The sequence below is a fragment of the Janthinobacterium pasteuri genome, from assembly GCF_051380775.1.
GTDB lineage: Bacteria > Pseudomonadota > Gammaproteobacteria > Burkholderiales > Burkholderiaceae_D > Janthinobacterium.
This window is the reverse complement of record NZ_JBNYXS010000015.1, coordinates 24,803-39,830: the sequence shown is the minus strand read 5'-3', so window position 1 is coordinate 39,830 and position 15,028 is coordinate 24,803. Positions and strand designations below refer to the sequence as shown.

Genomic DNA, 15,028 nt, shown 5'->3' with positions numbered 1-15,028 from the left:
ATCGCTGATCACTTATCTTTTGCTGGCAAAATGAACGATACTGAACCACTGCTGGCATGGTATGCCTCGCTAACCCCGGACAGCGTTGGGCGGGCAGGCGAATTCTACGCGGCACACGCGCAGTTTCGCGATCCGTTCAACGATGTGTGCGGCGTTGCAGCGATAGAGGCGATCTTCCGCCACATGTTTGTCCACACCGAGCAGCCGCGCTTCATCATCGGCGAGCGCGTGGTGCAGGGAGACCAGGCCTTCGTCACCTGGCTATTCGTGTTCCACTTGCGCGGCGTGCCGTATCAGATTTCCGGCGGCAGCCATTTGCGTTTTAATGCGGACGGCCTGGTCGTGATGCACCGCGACTACTGGGATGCCGCCGAAGAGCTGCTGGAAAAGCTGCCACTGATCGGCGCCCCGATCCGATGGCTGCGCGGCCGCTTCCGCGTGCCGGTGCCCGATGCAGCAGCAAAGGAGAGGAGGGCATGAACGTGGCCAAGTCCATGAAACCCGGCGCATTGCTTCAGTTGGCCGGCTGGATCGCGCTGACCGCTGCTTTTGCAGCGCTGGGCGCGTTCGCCTCCGTTCACGCAGCCGTATTTTATGCGCAGCTGGACCGCCCCGGCTGGGCACCGCCCGCCTGGCTGTTCGGTCCCGTGTGGAGCTTGCTGTATCTGATGATGGCCATCGCCGCCTGGCGCATTGGTCGTACCGCTGCACCCCGCGCGTACCCGGCGCTGCTGCTTTATCTGGCGCAGCTGGCGGTCAACGCACTATGGAGCTGGCTATTTTTTGCCTGGCATCGGGGCGCGGCGGCGTTTGCGTGCATCGTCGTGTTGTGGCTGATGATCGCTGCTGCCATCGTACTGTTCGGCCGCCGCGAACGCCTCGCCGCCATGCTGCTATGGCCCTACCTGGCATGGGTCAGCTTTGCCGGGGTGCTGTGCTTCAGCATCTGGCAGCGCAACCCCGTACTGCTGGGATAAACGAAACAACGCACTACTAACAACAAGGAATTCCCATGACGAATGAAAAGCAGCTTAACTACCGTGTCGCCGGCACATCTGCCTCCGAACGCATACGCGCCCGCTTGATGGCCAGCGGTGTCCGTTTCCACGCCAACGACAATATCGCCGACTACATCGAAAGCGGCGAAATGGATGAACTGCTGGACGAGGTCAGCCTGCGCATGCAGGGCGTGCTGGAGAGTCTGGTGATCGACACCGCTAACGACCACAATTCGCAGGATACTGCGCGCCGCGTGGCCAAGATGTATTTGCTGGAAGTGTTCGGCGGGCGTTACATTGCCCCGCCGCCCGTGACAGAATTTCCCAACGCCGCCAACTTGAACGAGCTGATGATCATCGGTCCGATCACCGTGCGCAGCGCCTGTTCGCACCACTTGTGCCCCGTCATGGGCAAGGTGTGGATAGGTGTGATGCCCAACCAGCACTCCAACCTGATTGGCCTGTCCAAGTATGCGCGGCTGGCGGGATGGATCATGAGCCGCCCGCAGATCCAGGAAGAAGCCGTGGTCCAGTTGGCCGAACTGCTGCAGGAAAAGGTCAAGCCGGACGGTTTGGCCGTGATCATGGAGGCCGATCACTTCTGCATGCAGTGGCGTGGCGTTAAAGATAATGACGCGCGTATGATCAATAGCGTCATGCACGGTTCTTTCCTCAAGGACCCCGCGCTGCGGCGCGAGTTCCTCTCACTGATCAAACGCTGATACACCATCCAAAGGAGTTCCTATGCTCGTCCGTTTACTGTATGCCAGCCGTGCCACGGGCACTATCGATGTCGCTACCATCGGCGCCATACTTCAGCAGTCCCGCCGCCACAATCCACCCAGCGGCATCACCGGCGTCCTATGCCACAGCGAACGGTTTTACCTGCAGCTGATTGAAGGCGGACGCGAACAGGTCAATATCCTGTATGCCCGCATTCTCGCCGATGCACGACACACGGGAGTAACACTGCTGCACTATGAAGAAATGAACGAGCGCCGCTACGCTGGCTGGACGATGGGGCAGACCAACCTCGACAAGCTCAACCCGGGCACGCTGCTGCGGTACTCGATGCTTCCCGAGTTCGATCCGTTCGCGCTTGGCGGCGACAGCTCGCTCTCGCTGGTCGACGAGCTGATGGCTGGCGCTGCGGTCCTTGGTCGGGCATAAGGGCGACGCAGCATATCGTCAACACGGAAGCTGTCGAGGAATCAGCCGCTTGCGCGGATTCATGTCCAACTTTGTTGCATTTAGCTCAAAAAAAAGTCGAGTCTGTTGCCGCATCACCAGGAGGTGGCGTGTTGATGAACTGGATTTGTAGCGGTGTCTTCGGCAAGTTTCATCAGTTATCTAGCGATTACGCGATATAATTAAAAATTATAGGTTCATTATCGGTTCGCTTTATGGTGCAATCTTTACTCCCTCCTCAGGTCGACAACAGCCAGCCTGTTCAATATCGCAGCGGGGTGGCCGCCAGACTTGCTGGTTTGCCCGTTGAAACGTTGCGGGTGTGGGAGCGTCGTTACGGCATCTCCGACACCGGCCGTAGCGCGCATGGCCAGCGTTTGTATTCCGAGGATCAGGTTCGTCGGCTGCGGCTGATGAAGCAACTGGTCGACCAGGGGCATCCCATTGGCGTGCTGGCGAAGCTGCAGTTGGAGCAGCTGGGCCAGTTTGCGTTGGTACCGGAGCCTGGTGCGCCTTTGCAGCCTTTACAGCCTCTGCGCCTGGCGTTGCTGGGCACAGCTCTGGCGCGACGCCTGGCCGTCGGCGGGCGAGAGTTGCTGGCGCTCGATATCGTCGCCAACTTTCAGAATCTGGACGATGCGGCAGCGACTTGGCCTGATACGGGCGCGCAACTGCTGTTGATGGAAATATCGGAACTCGATGAGAGCGTGGTGCCGGCGATTGGCGCCCTGCGTCAAACACTGGGAATGGCGGTGGTGGTGTTGTACCGTTTCGCCGCCAGCGCGACCATACGCCAGTTGCGCGCTCAGGGCTGCCTGGTTGCGCGCGTACCCAGCGATGTTGCAGAAATAGTGTTGCTGTGCCAGGCGGCGCTGGCTGAGTTGCCTTTGGCGCAAGCTCAGCTTGCGTGGCAGCGCCCGTCGGTGGCGGCCCCGCGCCGCTTCGACGACCGGGCTTTGGCGGAGCTGGCTGCGGCCAGCAGTACGGTCCACTGTGAATGCCCGCGCCATCTGACGGAGATCCTGTTAATGATCAACAGCTTCGAGCGTTACAGCGAACAATGTTCGTCGCGCAATGTGGCCGACGCGCTGTTGCATGAGCAGTTGGGGCACGCCGCCGCAACCGCCCGCATGGTCCTGGAAGAAGCGCTGTTGCGGCTTGCTCGGGCGGAGGCTCTGCCTTTGCCTGCGGGACTGTAAGCGTAAGGTCATCACTTATCAGGAGCACTATGCCGTATTACACCAGCACAAAAGCCCACTGCGCACTGCGCAAGAGGCTGAAAATCTCATGACGAGCTCTTTTCGCATCGCCATCATTGGCGCCGGCATCGCCGGTCTGGCCTGTGCCACGGCCTTGAAGCAGGCAGGCTTTCAGGTGAGTCTGTTTGAGAAAAGCCGCGGCGCGGGAGGGCGCATGAGCACACGGCGCGGCGCCGACTGGCAATGCGACCATGGTGCCCAGTACTTTACTGCGCGCAACCCTGAATTTCGGGCCGAGGTGACGCGCTGGGAGCGGGCTGGCGTGGCTGGGCATTGGGAGCTGCAGCTGCGCAGCTTCGATGTCGACGGATGCGGCGGCGGTGCACCCGTCGAGCGCTTCGTCGGTGTTCCGCGCATGTCTTCTATCGCCGCATGGCTGGCCGCAGATCTGGCATTGCACACAGGGATAGCGATCAGTGCCTTGCGACGTGAAGACAGCGCCTGGCGCTTGCATGTGCAGGATGAGGGGCCTCTTGCGCAGCGCTATGACATGGTAGTAGTTGCCGTGCCGGCGCCGCAGGCGGTGCCACTGCTGAGCCAGGTGGCGCCATTGCAGGCCGCGCTGGCGGCCGGGACAAGGATGGCAGGCTGCTGGGCAATGATGCTGGAGTATGCGCAGCCGTTGGCATTGGACTTCAATGCGGCTTTCCTCAACTCCGGTCCGCTGCGCTGGGTGGCACGCGACAGCGCCAAGCCGGGCCGTAGCGGTCGCGAAAGCTGGCTGTTGCATGCCAGTGCCGAATGGAGTGAGGCGCACATTGAGCGCGATGCCGATAGCATTGGCGCGCAGCTGCTTGCAGCCTTTATCAGTTTGGGCGGGCAGGTGCCGCAACGCTCGAGCGTACACCGTTGGCGCTATGCCAGTACGCCGCAGGCGCGTAACGATGTCTGCATATGGGAGGCAGGGCAAGGTCTGGGGATGTGCGGCGATTGGCTGAACGGTGGCACAGTGGAGGCTGCCTGGCTTAGCGGTCATGCACTGGCACAACGCATCATTGCCCACCCCGCTTGAGCGTGCCGGCGCGGTGCGTACTACCAGGGCAGGCGCGCGCCGTCGTATGCCAGGAATGTGCCGCTGTCAGACGGCATCAGGGTGTCTAGCACGGTGAGCATGTCGCTGGCGGCGTCATGCGCCGGACGTCCGATCAGCTCACCGCGAAATGGTCGCGACAAGCGGGAGTTGACGGTGCCTGGATGCAGCGCGACCAGCACGCTGTGCTTCTGGTTGCGCGCCAATTCAATGGCTGCCGTCTTGACCAGCATGTTGAGTGCGGCCTTCGAGGCGCGGTAGCTGTACCAGCCGCCTAGCTGATTGTCGCCTATGCTGCCCACTTTCGCCGATAACATGGCCATGATGGCGCGTTCACCATCGAGCAGCGGCAAGAAATGCCGCATGACTAGTGCCGGCCCCATGGTGTTGGTCTGGAAAATTGCCTGCATCTGCTGATAATTCAGGTCCGCCAGGCGTTTCTCAGGCATGAGATTGCCGTCGTGCAGCATGCCTGCGGCGTTGATGATCAGGTGATAGGGCGTCTTGGTGGCAAGTTCTCGCGCGGCTTCGGCAATGCTGTTTTCGTCGGCAAAGTCGAGTGGTGGTGTCGAATGGCGATGCAGACCGCGCACAGATGCGCAGCGTGGCATGGCGCTCAACAGGTCGACGAATGCGGCGCCGATCGCGCCCGACGCTCCAAGCACTAGCGCGTTAAACTGATCAGGAAGACTGGACATCATGGCATGCTGCTCCATTCAAAGGTGGGGGTGTACCTAGGTGTTTCCTCAAGTGCCTGCGAGCGTTGCCTGACTTCTCGATGTCGACGCCGCTGCCTGTACTGGGACTGCGCAATCTGTGCGCCGGAGCCTGTGGACAGGATAATTTTTCATCCTCAGTTTCCTTGTTGTTGCTGCCGTTCTAAGCGCGCTGGCGCTCACACCGCCTTGGCCATGGCAACTGGTCCTGGCCGGATGCGCCTGTCAGTGGCGATACGCAGCCTGAGCTTATCGGCCGGCGTTGTGCGTGTCCAGCGTGTTTTGCTGTTTCTTGTGTCATTACCGGTTCATATGCGGTTCACTGTATCGGCAGTTGTTGAAGCTACGCCGTGCCCGACAATACCTGCACTACCACCGCTTGGCAGTGGCGAATTGTCTGACCAGCCACTGGATGCCGGGACGCAGGCGCAAGAAGCCACGATAAAGCAACTCCAGCAGCGCTTGCATGCCGGGTAAGGAGCCCAATTTCCCTAACCAGCGCCACGACGGATATAACAGCCAGAGGGCAACGAACGCCGCCGCGCCGCTCAGCATGGTGCCATCCTTCGTTTGCACATGAAATCGCGCCATCAACTCCCTGCAACTGCAACCCGCCATTGCCGTTTGCTTGGTATCGCTGACATCGACCCATCGGATGGGGCTCGTCGGCACAGCACCTTGATAGAGGCTGATTTCCCAGCGGCATAAAGGGCAGGAGCCATCAAAAAACACGCTTGTCGTGACACTGTCTTCGGCAGGCTTGGGCATCACATGACCTCTTCAAATAGTTAGCACTTGTTGTGATGAACCTACATTGAACCATTAAATATTGGACTATGCGGTTCATTATAGCTACAATCCTCCCATACTTGCTAGTGCAGCGATAAACGCCGCATGACATTGATGAACAAAGAGGGTTGCATGAACAAGCTGGCATTGAATGCGGGTGTGGCCGATGAGCTGGAGTGGGCGGGCCCGACCGGTGCCGTTGCCAGTCTGGCGCAGGAAAAGATACGCTGTGTTGCCTGTCAGGTGTGCGTCAGCGGTGGCGCCACAAGCTGCATGGGGTGCGTTAAATGAGCCGGGGCAGCGCGCCGCGCATCGTTGCCTGTCTGGCTTACGCTGGCCTGATACCGTTCCTTGCCTTATTGGCGGCGAGCTGGCTCGATGCGCAGCGTAGCAGTGCATGGCAGCAATTATCACTTCAATACGGCGCTGTGATCCTCAGTTTTGTAGGCGCGCTGCATTGGGGTTTTGCCATGAGCGTGCCATTCGTCAGTGATCGTAAGCGCAACGTCTGCTTTGCCTGGAGCGTGATTCCCGCCTTGCTGGCCTGGTTGGCCTTGGCGCTTGACCCGCTTGCCGGCAGTGCCTTGCTGGCGACGGGCTTTGGCGTCCATTATTTGCAGGACTGGCGGTTATTCAGGCACGCCGGGCTGCCTGCGTGGTACTTGCCGCTGCGGCTGCAGTTGTCTGTCGTCGCTGCTGCGAGCCTGCTCGCCACCAGCTTCGCCAGCCATGTATGAGGCAAGCTGCTGTGATCCATCAGACCGCTGGTGTCCCAACGTTCATCCTCGAAAACAAGAAACGCGACACAAGTAACGTTAGGCAAATAGAGTGGCAGTTTCCATCCTGCCTACATCGACACTGTTAGAAGCATCCCGTCTTTTCGCGCTGTGCATCTATTGCAAGAAGTTAAAGCTTGTTAATTTTAAATTTACAACCGCTTTCTGCTCGCCAAAGACGTTGCAGTAAAGAATCATCATTTATCGGACAATGGCTTCATGACCGCTCTGTCCGGCAACCTACATAAAGACTTGAATGAACAATTCCACTCAAACCGTCGGCACCCGTCTGGCAATAGGTTTCGGCATCACTTTCGCGCTGACAATCTTGCTCACCGGCCTGGCCATGAATCGAGTCGGCAGTATCGATCAGACGCTCAGCCGCGTCAACGATGTCAATAACGTTAAACAGCGCCACGCGATCAACTTCCGCGGCAGCGTCCATGACCGTGCGATTGCCGTGCGCGACGTGGTGTTGGCCACTGACGCCGCCGCCGTGCAGGCGCAGGTGAACAAAATCAGGGCGCTTGATGAAAAATACCAGCAATCGGCGGCCCCCCTCGATGCCTTATTTACCGGTGCCGTGACTGCCGATGAAAAAGCAGCCTTGAGCAATATCAAGGACACCGAGCGCCGCGTGCAACCGTTGATCGCCAAAGTGATTGAGTTGCGTAGTGCCGAGCAATTTGCGCAGGCTTCCAGCTTGCTGGCGCAACAGGTCGGCCCGGCCTTCGTAGACTGGTTGGCGTCAGTGAATATATTGATCGATCTGGAAGAAAAGATGAGCCAGGACGCTACCGCCGGTGCCCGCGCGCTGAGCAGCAGCTTTTTCACCTGGATGCTAGTGCTGTGTTCGGTTGCGATTGCCGCCGGCGTCAGCAGTGCCTGGTATATTGGTCGCGGGCTGCTGAAGCAGCTCGGCGGACAACCCGATTATGCTGTCAGTATCGTCACCCGCATCGCTGCTGGCGACCTGTCCGTCGCGATTCACACAGCGAAAGACGACCATAGCAGCCTGCTGTTCGCCATGAAAAAAATGCGCGACAACCTGGTCGATATCGTTGCGCAGGTGCGGACCGGCACCGACACAATTTTCAACGCTTCGACCGAGATCGCCGCCGGAAACTTTGATCTCTCAGCGCGCACCGAACGCCAGGCAGGAACGCTGGAAGAGACCGCATCGTCGATGGAGGAATTAACCAGCACCGTGCGTCAGAATGCCGACAATGCGCGGCAGGCCAATGTATTGGCCGAGTCCGCATCCGAAGTTGCCGTACGTGGGGGAGCCGTGGTGGCGCAAGTGGTCGAGACTATGGCTGCAATCAACGAATCGTCAAAGAAAATTGTCGACATCATCGGCGTGATCGACTCGATTGCATTTCAGACCAATATCCTGGCGCTGAATGCCGCCGTGGAAGCGGCTCGCGCCGGCGAGCAGGGCCGCGGCTTTGCGGTCGTGGCAACCGAGGTGCGTAACCTTGCTCAGCGTTCGGCTTCGGCCGCCAGCGAAATCAAGGCCTTGATCGGCAGTTCGGTGCAGCGGGTTGACATCGGCGCGCGCCTGGTCGACGATGCCGGCACAACGATGGAAGAGATTGTGAGTAGCGTAAAACGCGTCACCGACATCATGGCAGAGATCAGCCTGGCCAGCCAGGAACAAAGCACCGGCATCGAATCGGTCAACCAAGCCGTAGGCGAGATGGACGAAGCGACCCAGCAAAACGCCGCCATGGTCGAACAAGCCAGCAGCGCAGCCGCATCGCTGCAGAAAGAAGCGCAGATGCTAGCTGAAGTTGTCGGCGTTTTCCAGCTCACCGCCGACCCCGAAGGTAGCCGCATTATTAGTCATGTCTCCAGCAAGACGTCTCTTGCGCAGGCCGCCGCCAGGCCGGCAGCTAGCCGTTTGACTATGCCGACATTGGTGGGTGTTCCTGCCAAGGCCGCGCCAACAAAGGTCGTGGGATCAAAGCAACATGCCCCAGCCAGATGTGCTGATGACTGGGAAATTTTCTGAGCCGCATCGAATTCTTACACATCCGGAAGCACCGCGCGATCCTCGTTTTCAGAACAACCCGCTTGTTACCGGCGAACTATATATTCGGTTTCATGCTGGGTTTCCGCTTAAAGCCGCAGCAGAATGCTTATGTCGAGCGCTATAACCGCACGGTGCGCTACGATCGGTTGGCCCATCACCTGTTTGAAACGCTCGATGAAATTCAGGATTTTGCAAGCCGCTGGCTGTGGACTTACAATCACGACCGGCCCAACATGGCACTTGGCGGCATTACACCAAAACAGAAGCTTGCCTTGGCCGCTTAACCCCTACTTTTAGCGCAATCCAAAAATGGGGGATTGCCGGCCGAGCCATCACGCACACGCGGTTCGTGCGTGATGCTGCGCGGCAATTTCACGCTGAAACGGAAATGTTCGGGCACGCTGGCGGCCCAGCGTGCGTAAGTGGCGCTCTGGTGCGGGCGGGAGAGCGAGCTATTGATTTCCACGCAGGTCAAGACGCTGGCATAGCGCTGCAGAGGCCTGCCATCGAGGGAGATGTGGCTGGCGGCGGCGCTGGAGAGGCTCCAGCCGGCCGTGCCGATGTAAATAGTGTGCATGGCGCCATTACGGCAAGGCCAGGCGGGCGCGGCTATCGGACAAACGCCCGTGCGGCGGTCGGCGCAGGCCTAGTCGATGATGTCGCCGTTGAGATCATGGCGCGTGATGTTGCCGCGCGTATCGATGGCGATCCAGCCGCCGCGTGGCTGTTCTGGCGATCTCACGTCGCATTCCCAGTCGGGCAAGACATAGCGCAAGGTATGGCCGACTTTATGCAGGGCAGGGCGGTGCGTATGGCCGTGAATCATCACGGTACTGGCCTGTTCGGCAAACACTTGCGCGACAGCATCAGGCGTGACATCCATGATGTCCATGGATTTTTCGCCATTGTGCTCGCGGCTGCTCTGACGCAAACCAGCGATGATGGCCTTGCGCTGCGCCAGCGGCATGGACAGGAACTGTTTTTGCCACGCAGGCTGGCGCACCATGGCGCGAAACTCCATGTATTGCACGTCTTTCGTGCATTCGGCGTCGCCATGCAGCAAGACGATGCGCTGGCCGGCAATGGTAGCCGCATGCGGTTCGCTGAGCAGGGTGGCGCCGGCAGCGGCGGCAAAGCCGGAGCCGACGAGGAAATCGCGGTTGCCGGCGATCCAGTACACGTGCACGCCAGCATCGCTGACGGCGCGGATGGCAGCCGTCATGCGCGCATTGAACGGGTCTTCCAGGTCATCGTCGCCGGCCCAATATTCGAACAGGTCGCCTAATAGATACAGCGCTTGCGCGTATTGCGCATGGTGTTCCAGGAAAGAAAGAAACGCCGCGCTGGTGCGCGGGTGCGAGCTCTGCAGATGCAGGTCGGAAATAAAGAGTGCGGCAGGCATTGTCATCGTTCAACGCTCCCGTAATGAAGGGATTGCTTGGTTGCGAGACGCATGATTACTGCCCGGTTTGGTTGGTGTATTGAATGAATTGCTGAAGGTGGCTCTGAAAACCGTAGCGAGCAAGCCCAATGCCGGATCGAGTAGCGGAGCTGTACTTGAGTACAGCGAGCAACGGAAACCCGGCAGTGGGCTGCGCAGTAGGTTTGCAGGGCTACCTTATGCTGCTTCGACTTTCTCGATGATCACGTCCGTCACTGGCACGTCGGCGAACATGCCGGCGCGCGAGGTTTTCACGGCGCGGATGGCGTCGACGACTTCTTTGCCATCGGTAACTTTACCGAACACGGCGTAGCCCCAGCCGTCCTGGCCTGGGTAGTCGAGGAAGCTGTTGTTCTTGATGTTGATAAAGAACTGTGCCGATGCCGAGTGCGGATCCGACGTGCGGGCCATGGCCAGCGTGTAGGTATCGTTTTTCAAACCATTCTTGGCTTCGTTTTCCACGGTGGTGTCGGCAGGCTTCTGTTTCATGCCTGGCTCGAAACCGCCGCCCTGGATCATGAAGCCGTCGATGACGCGGTGGAAAATCGTGTTGTCGTAGTGACCGGCTTTCATGTAGGCCAGGAAGTTGGCAACCGTTTTCGGCGCTTTCTCGGCGTCCAGTTCAGCGGTGATCTTGCCCAGATTGGTGGTGATGATGACGGAGGTCATGATGATCCTTAATAAATTAGATGAAGAATGATTCGACGGCCCCCGTGGTTCAGGGCCGCAAAAACGCTATTTTACAGTTTTGCGGGCGCTGATTTGAGTAAAGTCGCCGATTCGATCACCACGGGGGTGATCGGCACGTTCTGGTGCGGTCCCTTGTCGGCAACGGGCACGGCCTTGATCTTGTCGACCACGTCCATGCCGCTGACGACTTTGCCGAACACCGTGTAGCCGAAGCCGTCGCGGCCAGGGTAGTCGAGCGCGCCGTTATTGTTCACGTTGATGAAGAATTGCGAGGTGGCCGAATGTGGGTCGCCCGTGCGTGCCATGGCGATGCTGTAGGTGACGTTTTGCAAGCCGTTTTGCGCCTCGTTCCTGATCGGCGCTTTTGTCGCTTTCTGCTTCATATTCTTGTCGAAGCCGCCGCCCTGTATCATGAAGCCGTCGATGACGCGGTGAAATACGGTGCCCTTGTAGTAACCGTTTTTGACATACTGCAAGAAGTTGGCCACGCTTTGGGGCGCTTTTTCCTGGTCCAGTTCCAGCACGATCTCGCCCAGGCTGGTTTTCAGGGCCACGTGCGGGGTCGGATCGATGGCCGGTGGCGCGGCCGCAACGACGGCGCCGCCCAGGGTCAGGCCGGCAAACAGGGTGCAAAAGCGGGCCAGGAAAGACAGGCGTTTCGATTTGATTTCTTGCATGAAGGTGTCCTTGATCGTTATTTTTCTCTAAGCTTGCTTTAATTGTAAAGAGATGAAAATTTGCTTGAACCTCGTAAAAACCTGATTCATATCGGGCCAGTATGGTTTTTATCAATGTTATACTTGACCGCTAACGCCCTAATTCTAACAAACAAGAACAACACTATAGCGGCTCGACCAGTCTTGGCGCACACGGCAGTTCAGTGGCGCGGCACCCCCGGTGTCCGCGCCTGTCTGTCGTTTTGCCAGGCCGGTGGCTGCTCCACTTGCAAAGTATGATGAGCAATCTAAAGATTTACAACACCCTGGCTCGCGAGAAGCAGGTATTCGTCCCGATGGAAGCTGGCAAGGTACGCATGTACGTCTGCGGCATGACCATCTACGATTATTGCCATATCGGCCATGCGCGCATGATGATGGCATTCGACGTCATCTACCGCTGGCTGAAAGCTTCCGGTTTCGACGTCACCTACGTGCGCAACATTACGGACATCGACGACAAGATCATCCGTCGCGCCGTGGAAAACGGCGAGACGATTTCCCAGCTGACGACGCGTTTCACCCGCTACATGGATGAAGACACGGCCGCGCTGGGTATCCTGACGCCCGACCATACGCCGCGCGCCACCGAATACGTGCCGCAGATGCTGCGCCTGATCGAACAGCTGGAAGCGAAGGACCTGGCGTATCAGGGTCTTGACGGCGACGTCAATTACGCTGTGCGCAACTTCCCCCACTACGGCAAACTGTCGGGCAAATCGCTCGACGACCTGCGCGCGGGCGAGCGCGTGGACGTGAATACGGGCAAGCGCGATCCGCTCGACTTCGTGCTGTGGAAATCGTCGAAAGAGTCCGAGCCGGAAGAAGTCAAATGGGATTCGAAGTGGGGCCGCGGCCGCCCGGGCTGGCATATCGAGTGCTCGGCCATGTCGTGCGCCTTGCTCGGTGAGCAGTTCGACATCCACGGCGGTGGCGCGGACTTGCAATTTCCGCACCACGAAAACGAGATCGCCCAATCCGAAGGCGCGTTCGGCCACACCAGCGTGAATTACTGGATCCATAACGGCTTCGTGCGCCTGGACAATGAAAAAATGTCCAAGTCGCTCGGTAACTTTTTCACCATCCGCGAAGTGCTGCAAAAGTTCGATGCCGAAGTGATCCGCTTCTTCATCCTGCGCGCGCACTACCGCAGCCCCCTGAATTACTCGGACGTGCACCTCGATGATGCGCGCCTGTCGCTGACGCGTTTGTACACGGCGCTGGCCGACGTGGTGGTGGAAGAGGGCGCCATCGACTGGAACGAAGCGCATGCCGCCCGCGTTGCCGAGGCGATGGATGACGATTTCAACACGCCGCTGGCCGTGGCCGCCCTGTTCGACCTGGCGACGGAAGTCAACAAGAGCAAGTCGCCCGCCCTGGCGCGTCAATTGAAGGGCCTGGCGGGCGTATTCGGCTTGCTGGAGCGTACGCCGCAGCAATTCCTGCAAGCGACCGTCGGCGCCGCCGCCGGTGGCGAAGACGAGGCGGCTGGCATTGAAACGGCCATCGCGGCGCGCAGCGCGGCGAAAAAGGCGCGCGATTTTGCCCAGTCCGACAAGATCCGCGCCGAATTGTTGGCCGCAGGCATCATTCTCGAAGACAAGCCTGACGGCTCGACCAACTGGCGCCGCGCATGATGCCAACGACCAGGGAAAACGGGGAAGCGACCAAGGTGACGGACTTGGCGCAAGTGATCCAGGTGCCGCACTACTGGGAAGAGGCGAAGATCGAGCTGATGAAGCGCGACCGCATCATGAAAAAGCTCATCCCGCAATTTGGCGACCTGCACCTGGTCGGCCATAGCGACCCGTTTACCACCCTGGCCCGTTCGCTGGTGGGCCAGCAGATCACGCCCAAGGCGGCGGATGCTGCCTGGAAAAAGCTGCTGGCCGCTTGCCCGAAATGCACGCCTACGCAAGTATTGAAGGCGGGCGCCGAGCAACTGTCCGCCTGTGGCTTGTCCAAACGCAAGACCGAATACATCCTCGACCTGGCCGACCATTTCAAGGCCAAGCGCGTGCACGCGAGCCAGTGGGACCAGATGGATGACGAAGCGGTCATCGCCGAACTGGTGCAAATCCGCGGCATAGGGCGCTGGACAGCCGAGATGTTTCTGATATTTAATCTGCTACGGCCGAATGTATTGCCGCTCGACGACCCCGGTTTGATCCAGGGTATCAGCGTCAATTATTTTTCCGGCGAACCTGTTTCCCGTAGCGATGCGCGCGAAGTTTCCGCCAATTGGGAACCGTGGCGCACCGTGGCGACGTGGTATTTGTGGCGCAGTCTCGACCCTGCAGCTGCCCCTGCCTCACCCGATGCAGCCCCCGGCGCAGCAGCCGGTACGGTAAAATAAACATAGATGACGCCGCGCGCTCTGGCGCCGTGGCCGGTAAAACCTGGAGGTACAATGACTAAAACGACTTTCCTCAATTTTGAACAGCCGATCGCGGAACTCGATTCCAAGATCGAAGAGTTGCGCTTCGTGCAAGACGATTCGGCCGTCGACATCTCGGAAGAGATCGACCGCCTGGCCAAGAAGAGCCAGCAGCTGACCAAGGATATCTACGCCAAGCTGACGCCCTGGCAAGTGGCGCAGATCGCGCGCCACCCGCAGCGCCCTTACACCATGGATTACGTGAATGAAATCTTTACCGATTTCCACGAATTGCATGGCGACCGCAGCTACGCCGACGATCTGTCCGTCGTCGGCGGTCTGGCCCGCTTCAATGGCCAGCCGTGCATGGTCATCGGCCACCAGAAGGGGCGCGACACGAAAGAGCGCGCCATGCGCAATTTCGGCATGCCGAAACCGGAAGGCTACCGCAAGGCCATGCGCCTGATGAAAGTGGCTGAAAAGTTCAACTTGCCCATCTTCACCTTCGTCGACACGCCAGGCGCCTTTCCCGGCATCGATGCGGAAGAGCGCGGCCAGTCGGAAGCGATCGGCCACAACCTGTACGTGATGGCCGAACTGAAAGTGCCTTTGATCGCCACCATCATCGGTGAAGGCGGTTCCGGCGGCGCGCTGGCCATCGCCGTGGGCGATGCCGTGCTGATGCTGCAATACTCGACGTATGCCGTGATCTCGCCGGAAGGCTGCGCTTCCATCCTGTGGAAGAGTGCCGAGCGCGCTTCCGACGCGGCCGAAGCGCTGGGCCTGACGGCGCACCGCCTGAAAGCCATGGGCCTGATCGACAAGATCATCAATGAGCCGCTGGGCGGCGCCCACCGCGATCCGAAACAGATGGCCACCTTGCTGAAACGCGCCCTGGCCGACACCTTGCGCCAGTTCCACGGCATGAAAACCAAGGACTTGCTGGCCGCACGCCATGAAAAACTGCTGAGCTACGGCAAGTTCAAGGAAACCACGCCGAGCGAGTAATTTAT

18 protein-coding genes and 1 pseudogene are annotated in these 15,028 nt (G+C 59.2%); 13 read left to right on the top strand and 6 right to left on the bottom strand.

Translation table 11 applies throughout. The features are described 5' to 3' along the window. Nucleotides 1-30: 30 nt before the first annotated feature. From ACQ4WN_RS16065 to ACQ4WN_RS16040, 6 genes are all read left to right on the top strand, one after another. Nucleotides 31-480 (top strand): nuclear transport factor 2 family protein, encoded by a 450-nt coding sequence (locus ACQ4WN_RS16065; protein WP_436552521.1) that lies wholly within the window; start codon nt 31-33, stop codon nt 478-480. Continuing rightward, entirely contained in the window at nt 477-977 is a 501-nt protein-coding gene (locus ACQ4WN_RS16060) for a TspO/MBR family protein (RefSeq protein ID WP_436552442.1), read from the top strand. The genes ACQ4WN_RS16065 and ACQ4WN_RS16060 overlap by 4 nt, the downstream gene beginning before the upstream one ends. A gap of 35 nt (nt 978-1,012) precedes the next feature. Continuing rightward, nucleotides 1,013-1,720, top strand: coding sequence for a GTP cyclohydrolase I (folE, locus tag ACQ4WN_RS16055; RefSeq protein WP_436552441.1), 708 nt, complete (start codon nt 1,013-1,015; stop codon nt 1,718-1,720). Between the two features lie 22 nt (nt 1,721-1,742). Beyond that, nucleotides 1,743-2,168, top strand: coding sequence for a BLUF domain-containing protein (locus ACQ4WN_RS16050; RefSeq protein ID WP_436552440.1), 426 nt, complete (start codon nt 1,743-1,745; stop codon nt 2,166-2,168). A gap of 233 nt (nt 2,169-2,401) precedes the next feature. Beyond that, complete coding sequence (locus tag ACQ4WN_RS16045) at nt 2,402-3,385, top strand: MerR family transcriptional regulator (RefSeq protein WP_436552439.1); 984 nt, start codon at nt 2,402-2,404, stop codon at nt 3,383-3,385. Next, nucleotides 3,282-4,457 carry an NAD(P)/FAD-dependent oxidoreductase gene (locus tag ACQ4WN_RS16040; RefSeq protein ID WP_436552438.1) on the top strand — a complete coding sequence of 392 codons (1,176 nt, stop codon included), beginning with the start codon at nt 3,282-3,284 and terminating at the stop codon, nt 4,455-4,457. The genes ACQ4WN_RS16045 and ACQ4WN_RS16040 overlap by 104 nt, the downstream gene beginning before the upstream one ends. Before the next feature lie 20 nt (nt 4,458-4,477). On the opposite strand, the gene ACQ4WN_RS16035 is transcribed toward ACQ4WN_RS16040, so the two are convergent. Then, nucleotides 4,478-5,173 (bottom strand): SDR family NAD(P)-dependent oxidoreductase, encoded by a 696-nt coding sequence (locus tag ACQ4WN_RS16035; protein ID WP_436552520.1) that lies wholly within the window; start codon nt 5,171-5,173, stop codon nt 4,478-4,480. A gap of 387 nt (nt 5,174-5,560) precedes the next feature. Beyond that, nucleotides 5,561-5,959 (bottom strand): thiol-disulfide oxidoreductase DCC family protein, encoded by a 399-nt coding sequence (locus tag ACQ4WN_RS16030; RefSeq protein ID WP_436552437.1) that lies wholly within the window; start codon nt 5,957-5,959, stop codon nt 5,561-5,563. A 126-nt stretch (nt 5,960-6,085) separates the two neighbouring features. Between ACQ4WN_RS16030 and ACQ4WN_RS16025 the strand changes: the two genes are divergently transcribed. The 4 genes and pseudogenes from ACQ4WN_RS16025 to ACQ4WN_RS16010 all read left to right on the top strand — a co-directional run. Then, the gene (locus ACQ4WN_RS16025) at nt 6,086-6,271 is read left to right on the top strand and encodes a hypothetical protein (RefSeq protein ID WP_436552436.1); all 186 of its coding nucleotides are present in this window, start codon (nt 6,086-6,088) and stop codon (nt 6,269-6,271) included. After that, nucleotides 6,268-6,717, top strand: coding sequence for a DUF3429 domain-containing protein (locus tag ACQ4WN_RS16020; protein ID WP_436552435.1), 450 nt, complete (start codon nt 6,268-6,270; stop codon nt 6,715-6,717). The genes ACQ4WN_RS16025 and ACQ4WN_RS16020 overlap by 4 nt, the downstream gene beginning before the upstream one ends. A gap of 295 nt (nt 6,718-7,012) precedes the next feature. Continuing rightward, nucleotides 7,013-8,770, top strand: coding sequence for a methyl-accepting chemotaxis protein (locus ACQ4WN_RS16015; protein ID WP_436552434.1), 1,758 nt, complete (start codon nt 7,013-7,015; stop codon nt 8,768-8,770). 110 nt (nt 8,771-8,880) lie between these two features. Then, a pseudogene (locus ACQ4WN_RS16010) lies at nt 8,881-9,075 on the top strand (integrase core domain-containing protein); the annotation flags it as partial. Here ACQ4WN_RS16010 and ACQ4WN_RS16005 read toward each other — a convergent pair. The 4 genes from ACQ4WN_RS16005 to ACQ4WN_RS15990 form a co-directional block, all read right to left on the bottom strand. Beyond that, a complete protein-coding gene (locus ACQ4WN_RS16005) occupies nt 9,072-9,368 on the bottom strand; it encodes a DUF72 domain-containing protein (RefSeq protein WP_436552433.1) in 297 nt (98 codons plus the stop codon). The pseudogene ACQ4WN_RS16010 and the gene ACQ4WN_RS16005 overlap by 4 nt on opposite strands. Nucleotides 9,369-9,437: 69 nt before the next feature. Beyond that, nucleotides 9,438-10,193, bottom strand: coding sequence for a UDP-2,3-diacylglucosamine diphosphatase (locus ACQ4WN_RS16000; protein ID WP_436552432.1), 756 nt, complete (start codon nt 10,191-10,193; stop codon nt 9,438-9,440). A gap of 216 nt (nt 10,194-10,409) precedes the next feature. Next, entirely contained in the window at nt 10,410-10,901 is a 492-nt protein-coding gene (locus tag ACQ4WN_RS15995; protein ID WP_071326571.1) for a peptidylprolyl isomerase, read from the bottom strand. A 71-nt stretch (nt 10,902-10,972) separates the two neighbouring features. Continuing rightward, on the bottom strand, nt 10,973-11,599 hold the full coding sequence (locus ACQ4WN_RS15990) for a peptidylprolyl isomerase (RefSeq protein WP_436552431.1): 627 nt from the start codon (nt 11,597-11,599) through the stop codon (nt 10,973-10,975). Nucleotides 11,600-11,877: 278 nt separating this feature from the next. On the opposite strand from ACQ4WN_RS15990, the gene cysS reads away from it, so the two are divergent. From cysS to ACQ4WN_RS15975, 3 genes are read left to right on the top strand one after another with little or no spacing between them, the layout of a single operon-like run. Next, a complete protein-coding gene (gene cysS / locus ACQ4WN_RS15985) occupies nt 11,878-13,275 on the top strand; it encodes a cysteine--tRNA ligase (RefSeq protein ID WP_436552519.1) in 1,398 nt (465 codons plus the stop codon). Next, complete coding sequence (locus ACQ4WN_RS15980; protein WP_436552518.1) at nt 13,275-13,994, top strand: DNA-3-methyladenine glycosylase family protein; 720 nt, start codon at nt 13,275-13,277, stop codon at nt 13,992-13,994. The genes cysS and ACQ4WN_RS15980 overlap by 1 nt, the downstream gene beginning before the upstream one ends. Nucleotides 13,995-14,048: 54 nt before the next feature. Beyond that, entirely contained in the window at nt 14,049-15,023 is a 975-nt protein-coding gene (locus ACQ4WN_RS15975) for an acetyl-CoA carboxylase carboxyltransferase subunit alpha (protein WP_034756951.1), read from the top strand. The last annotated feature ends 5 nt before the right edge of the window (nt 15,024-15,028 follow it).

Bases quoted from the DNA above. Each gene is read 5' to 3' on its own strand.
- ACQ4WN_RS16060 (WP_436552442.1), top strand. From the start codon at position 477: ATGAACGTGGCCAAGTCCATGAAACCCGGCGCATTGCTTCAGTTGGCC.
- ACQ4WN_RS16005 (WP_436552433.1), bottom strand. From the start codon at position 9,368: ATGCACACTATTTACATCGGCACGGCCGGCTGGAGCCTCTCCAGCGCC.
- ACQ4WN_RS16030 (WP_436552437.1), bottom strand. From the start codon at position 5,959: ATGCCCAAGCCTGCCGAAGACAGTGTCACGACAAGCGTGTTTTTTGAT.
- ACQ4WN_RS15990 (WP_436552431.1), bottom strand. From the start codon at position 11,599: ATGCAAGAAATCAAATCGAAACGCCTGTCTTTCCTGGCCCGCTTTTGC.
- folE (WP_436552441.1), top strand. From the start codon at position 1,013: ATGACGAATGAAAAGCAGCTTAACTACCGTGTCGCCGGCACATCTGCC.
- ACQ4WN_RS16025 (WP_436552436.1), top strand. From the start codon at position 6,086: ATGACATTGATGAACAAAGAGGGTTGCATGAACAAGCTGGCATTGAAT.
- ACQ4WN_RS16040 (WP_436552438.1), top strand. From the start codon at position 3,282: ATGAGCAGTTGGGGCACGCCGCCGCAACCGCCCGCATGGTCCTGGAAG.
- ACQ4WN_RS16065 (WP_436552521.1), top strand. From the start codon at position 31: ATGAACGATACTGAACCACTGCTGGCATGGTATGCCTCGCTAACCCCG.
- ACQ4WN_RS16020 (WP_436552435.1), top strand. From the start codon at position 6,268: ATGAGCCGGGGCAGCGCGCCGCGCATCGTTGCCTGTCTGGCTTACGCT.
- ACQ4WN_RS16000 (WP_436552432.1), bottom strand. From the start codon at position 10,193: ATGCCTGCCGCACTCTTTATTTCCGACCTGCATCTGCAGAGCTCGCAC.
- ACQ4WN_RS15995 (WP_071326571.1), bottom strand. From the start codon at position 10,901: ATGACCTCCGTCATCATCACCACCAATCTGGGCAAGATCACCGCTGAA.
- ACQ4WN_RS15980 (WP_436552518.1), top strand. From the start codon at position 13,275: ATGCCAACGACCAGGGAAAACGGGGAAGCGACCAAGGTGACGGACTTG.
- cysS (WP_436552519.1), top strand. From the start codon at position 11,878: ATGAGCAATCTAAAGATTTACAACACCCTGGCTCGCGAGAAGCAGGTA.
- ACQ4WN_RS16045 (WP_436552439.1), top strand. From the start codon at position 2,402: ATGGTGCAATCTTTACTCCCTCCTCAGGTCGACAACAGCCAGCCTGTT.
- ACQ4WN_RS16015 (WP_436552434.1), top strand. From the start codon at position 7,013: ATGAACAATTCCACTCAAACCGTCGGCACCCGTCTGGCAATAGGTTTC.
- ACQ4WN_RS16050 (WP_436552440.1), top strand. From the start codon at position 1,743: ATGCTCGTCCGTTTACTGTATGCCAGCCGTGCCACGGGCACTATCGAT.
- ACQ4WN_RS15975 (WP_034756951.1), top strand. From the start codon at position 14,049: ATGACTAAAACGACTTTCCTCAATTTTGAACAGCCGATCGCGGAACTC.
- ACQ4WN_RS16035 (WP_436552520.1), bottom strand. From the start codon at position 5,173: ATGTCCAGTCTTCCTGATCAGTTTAACGCGCTAGTGCTTGGAGCGTCG.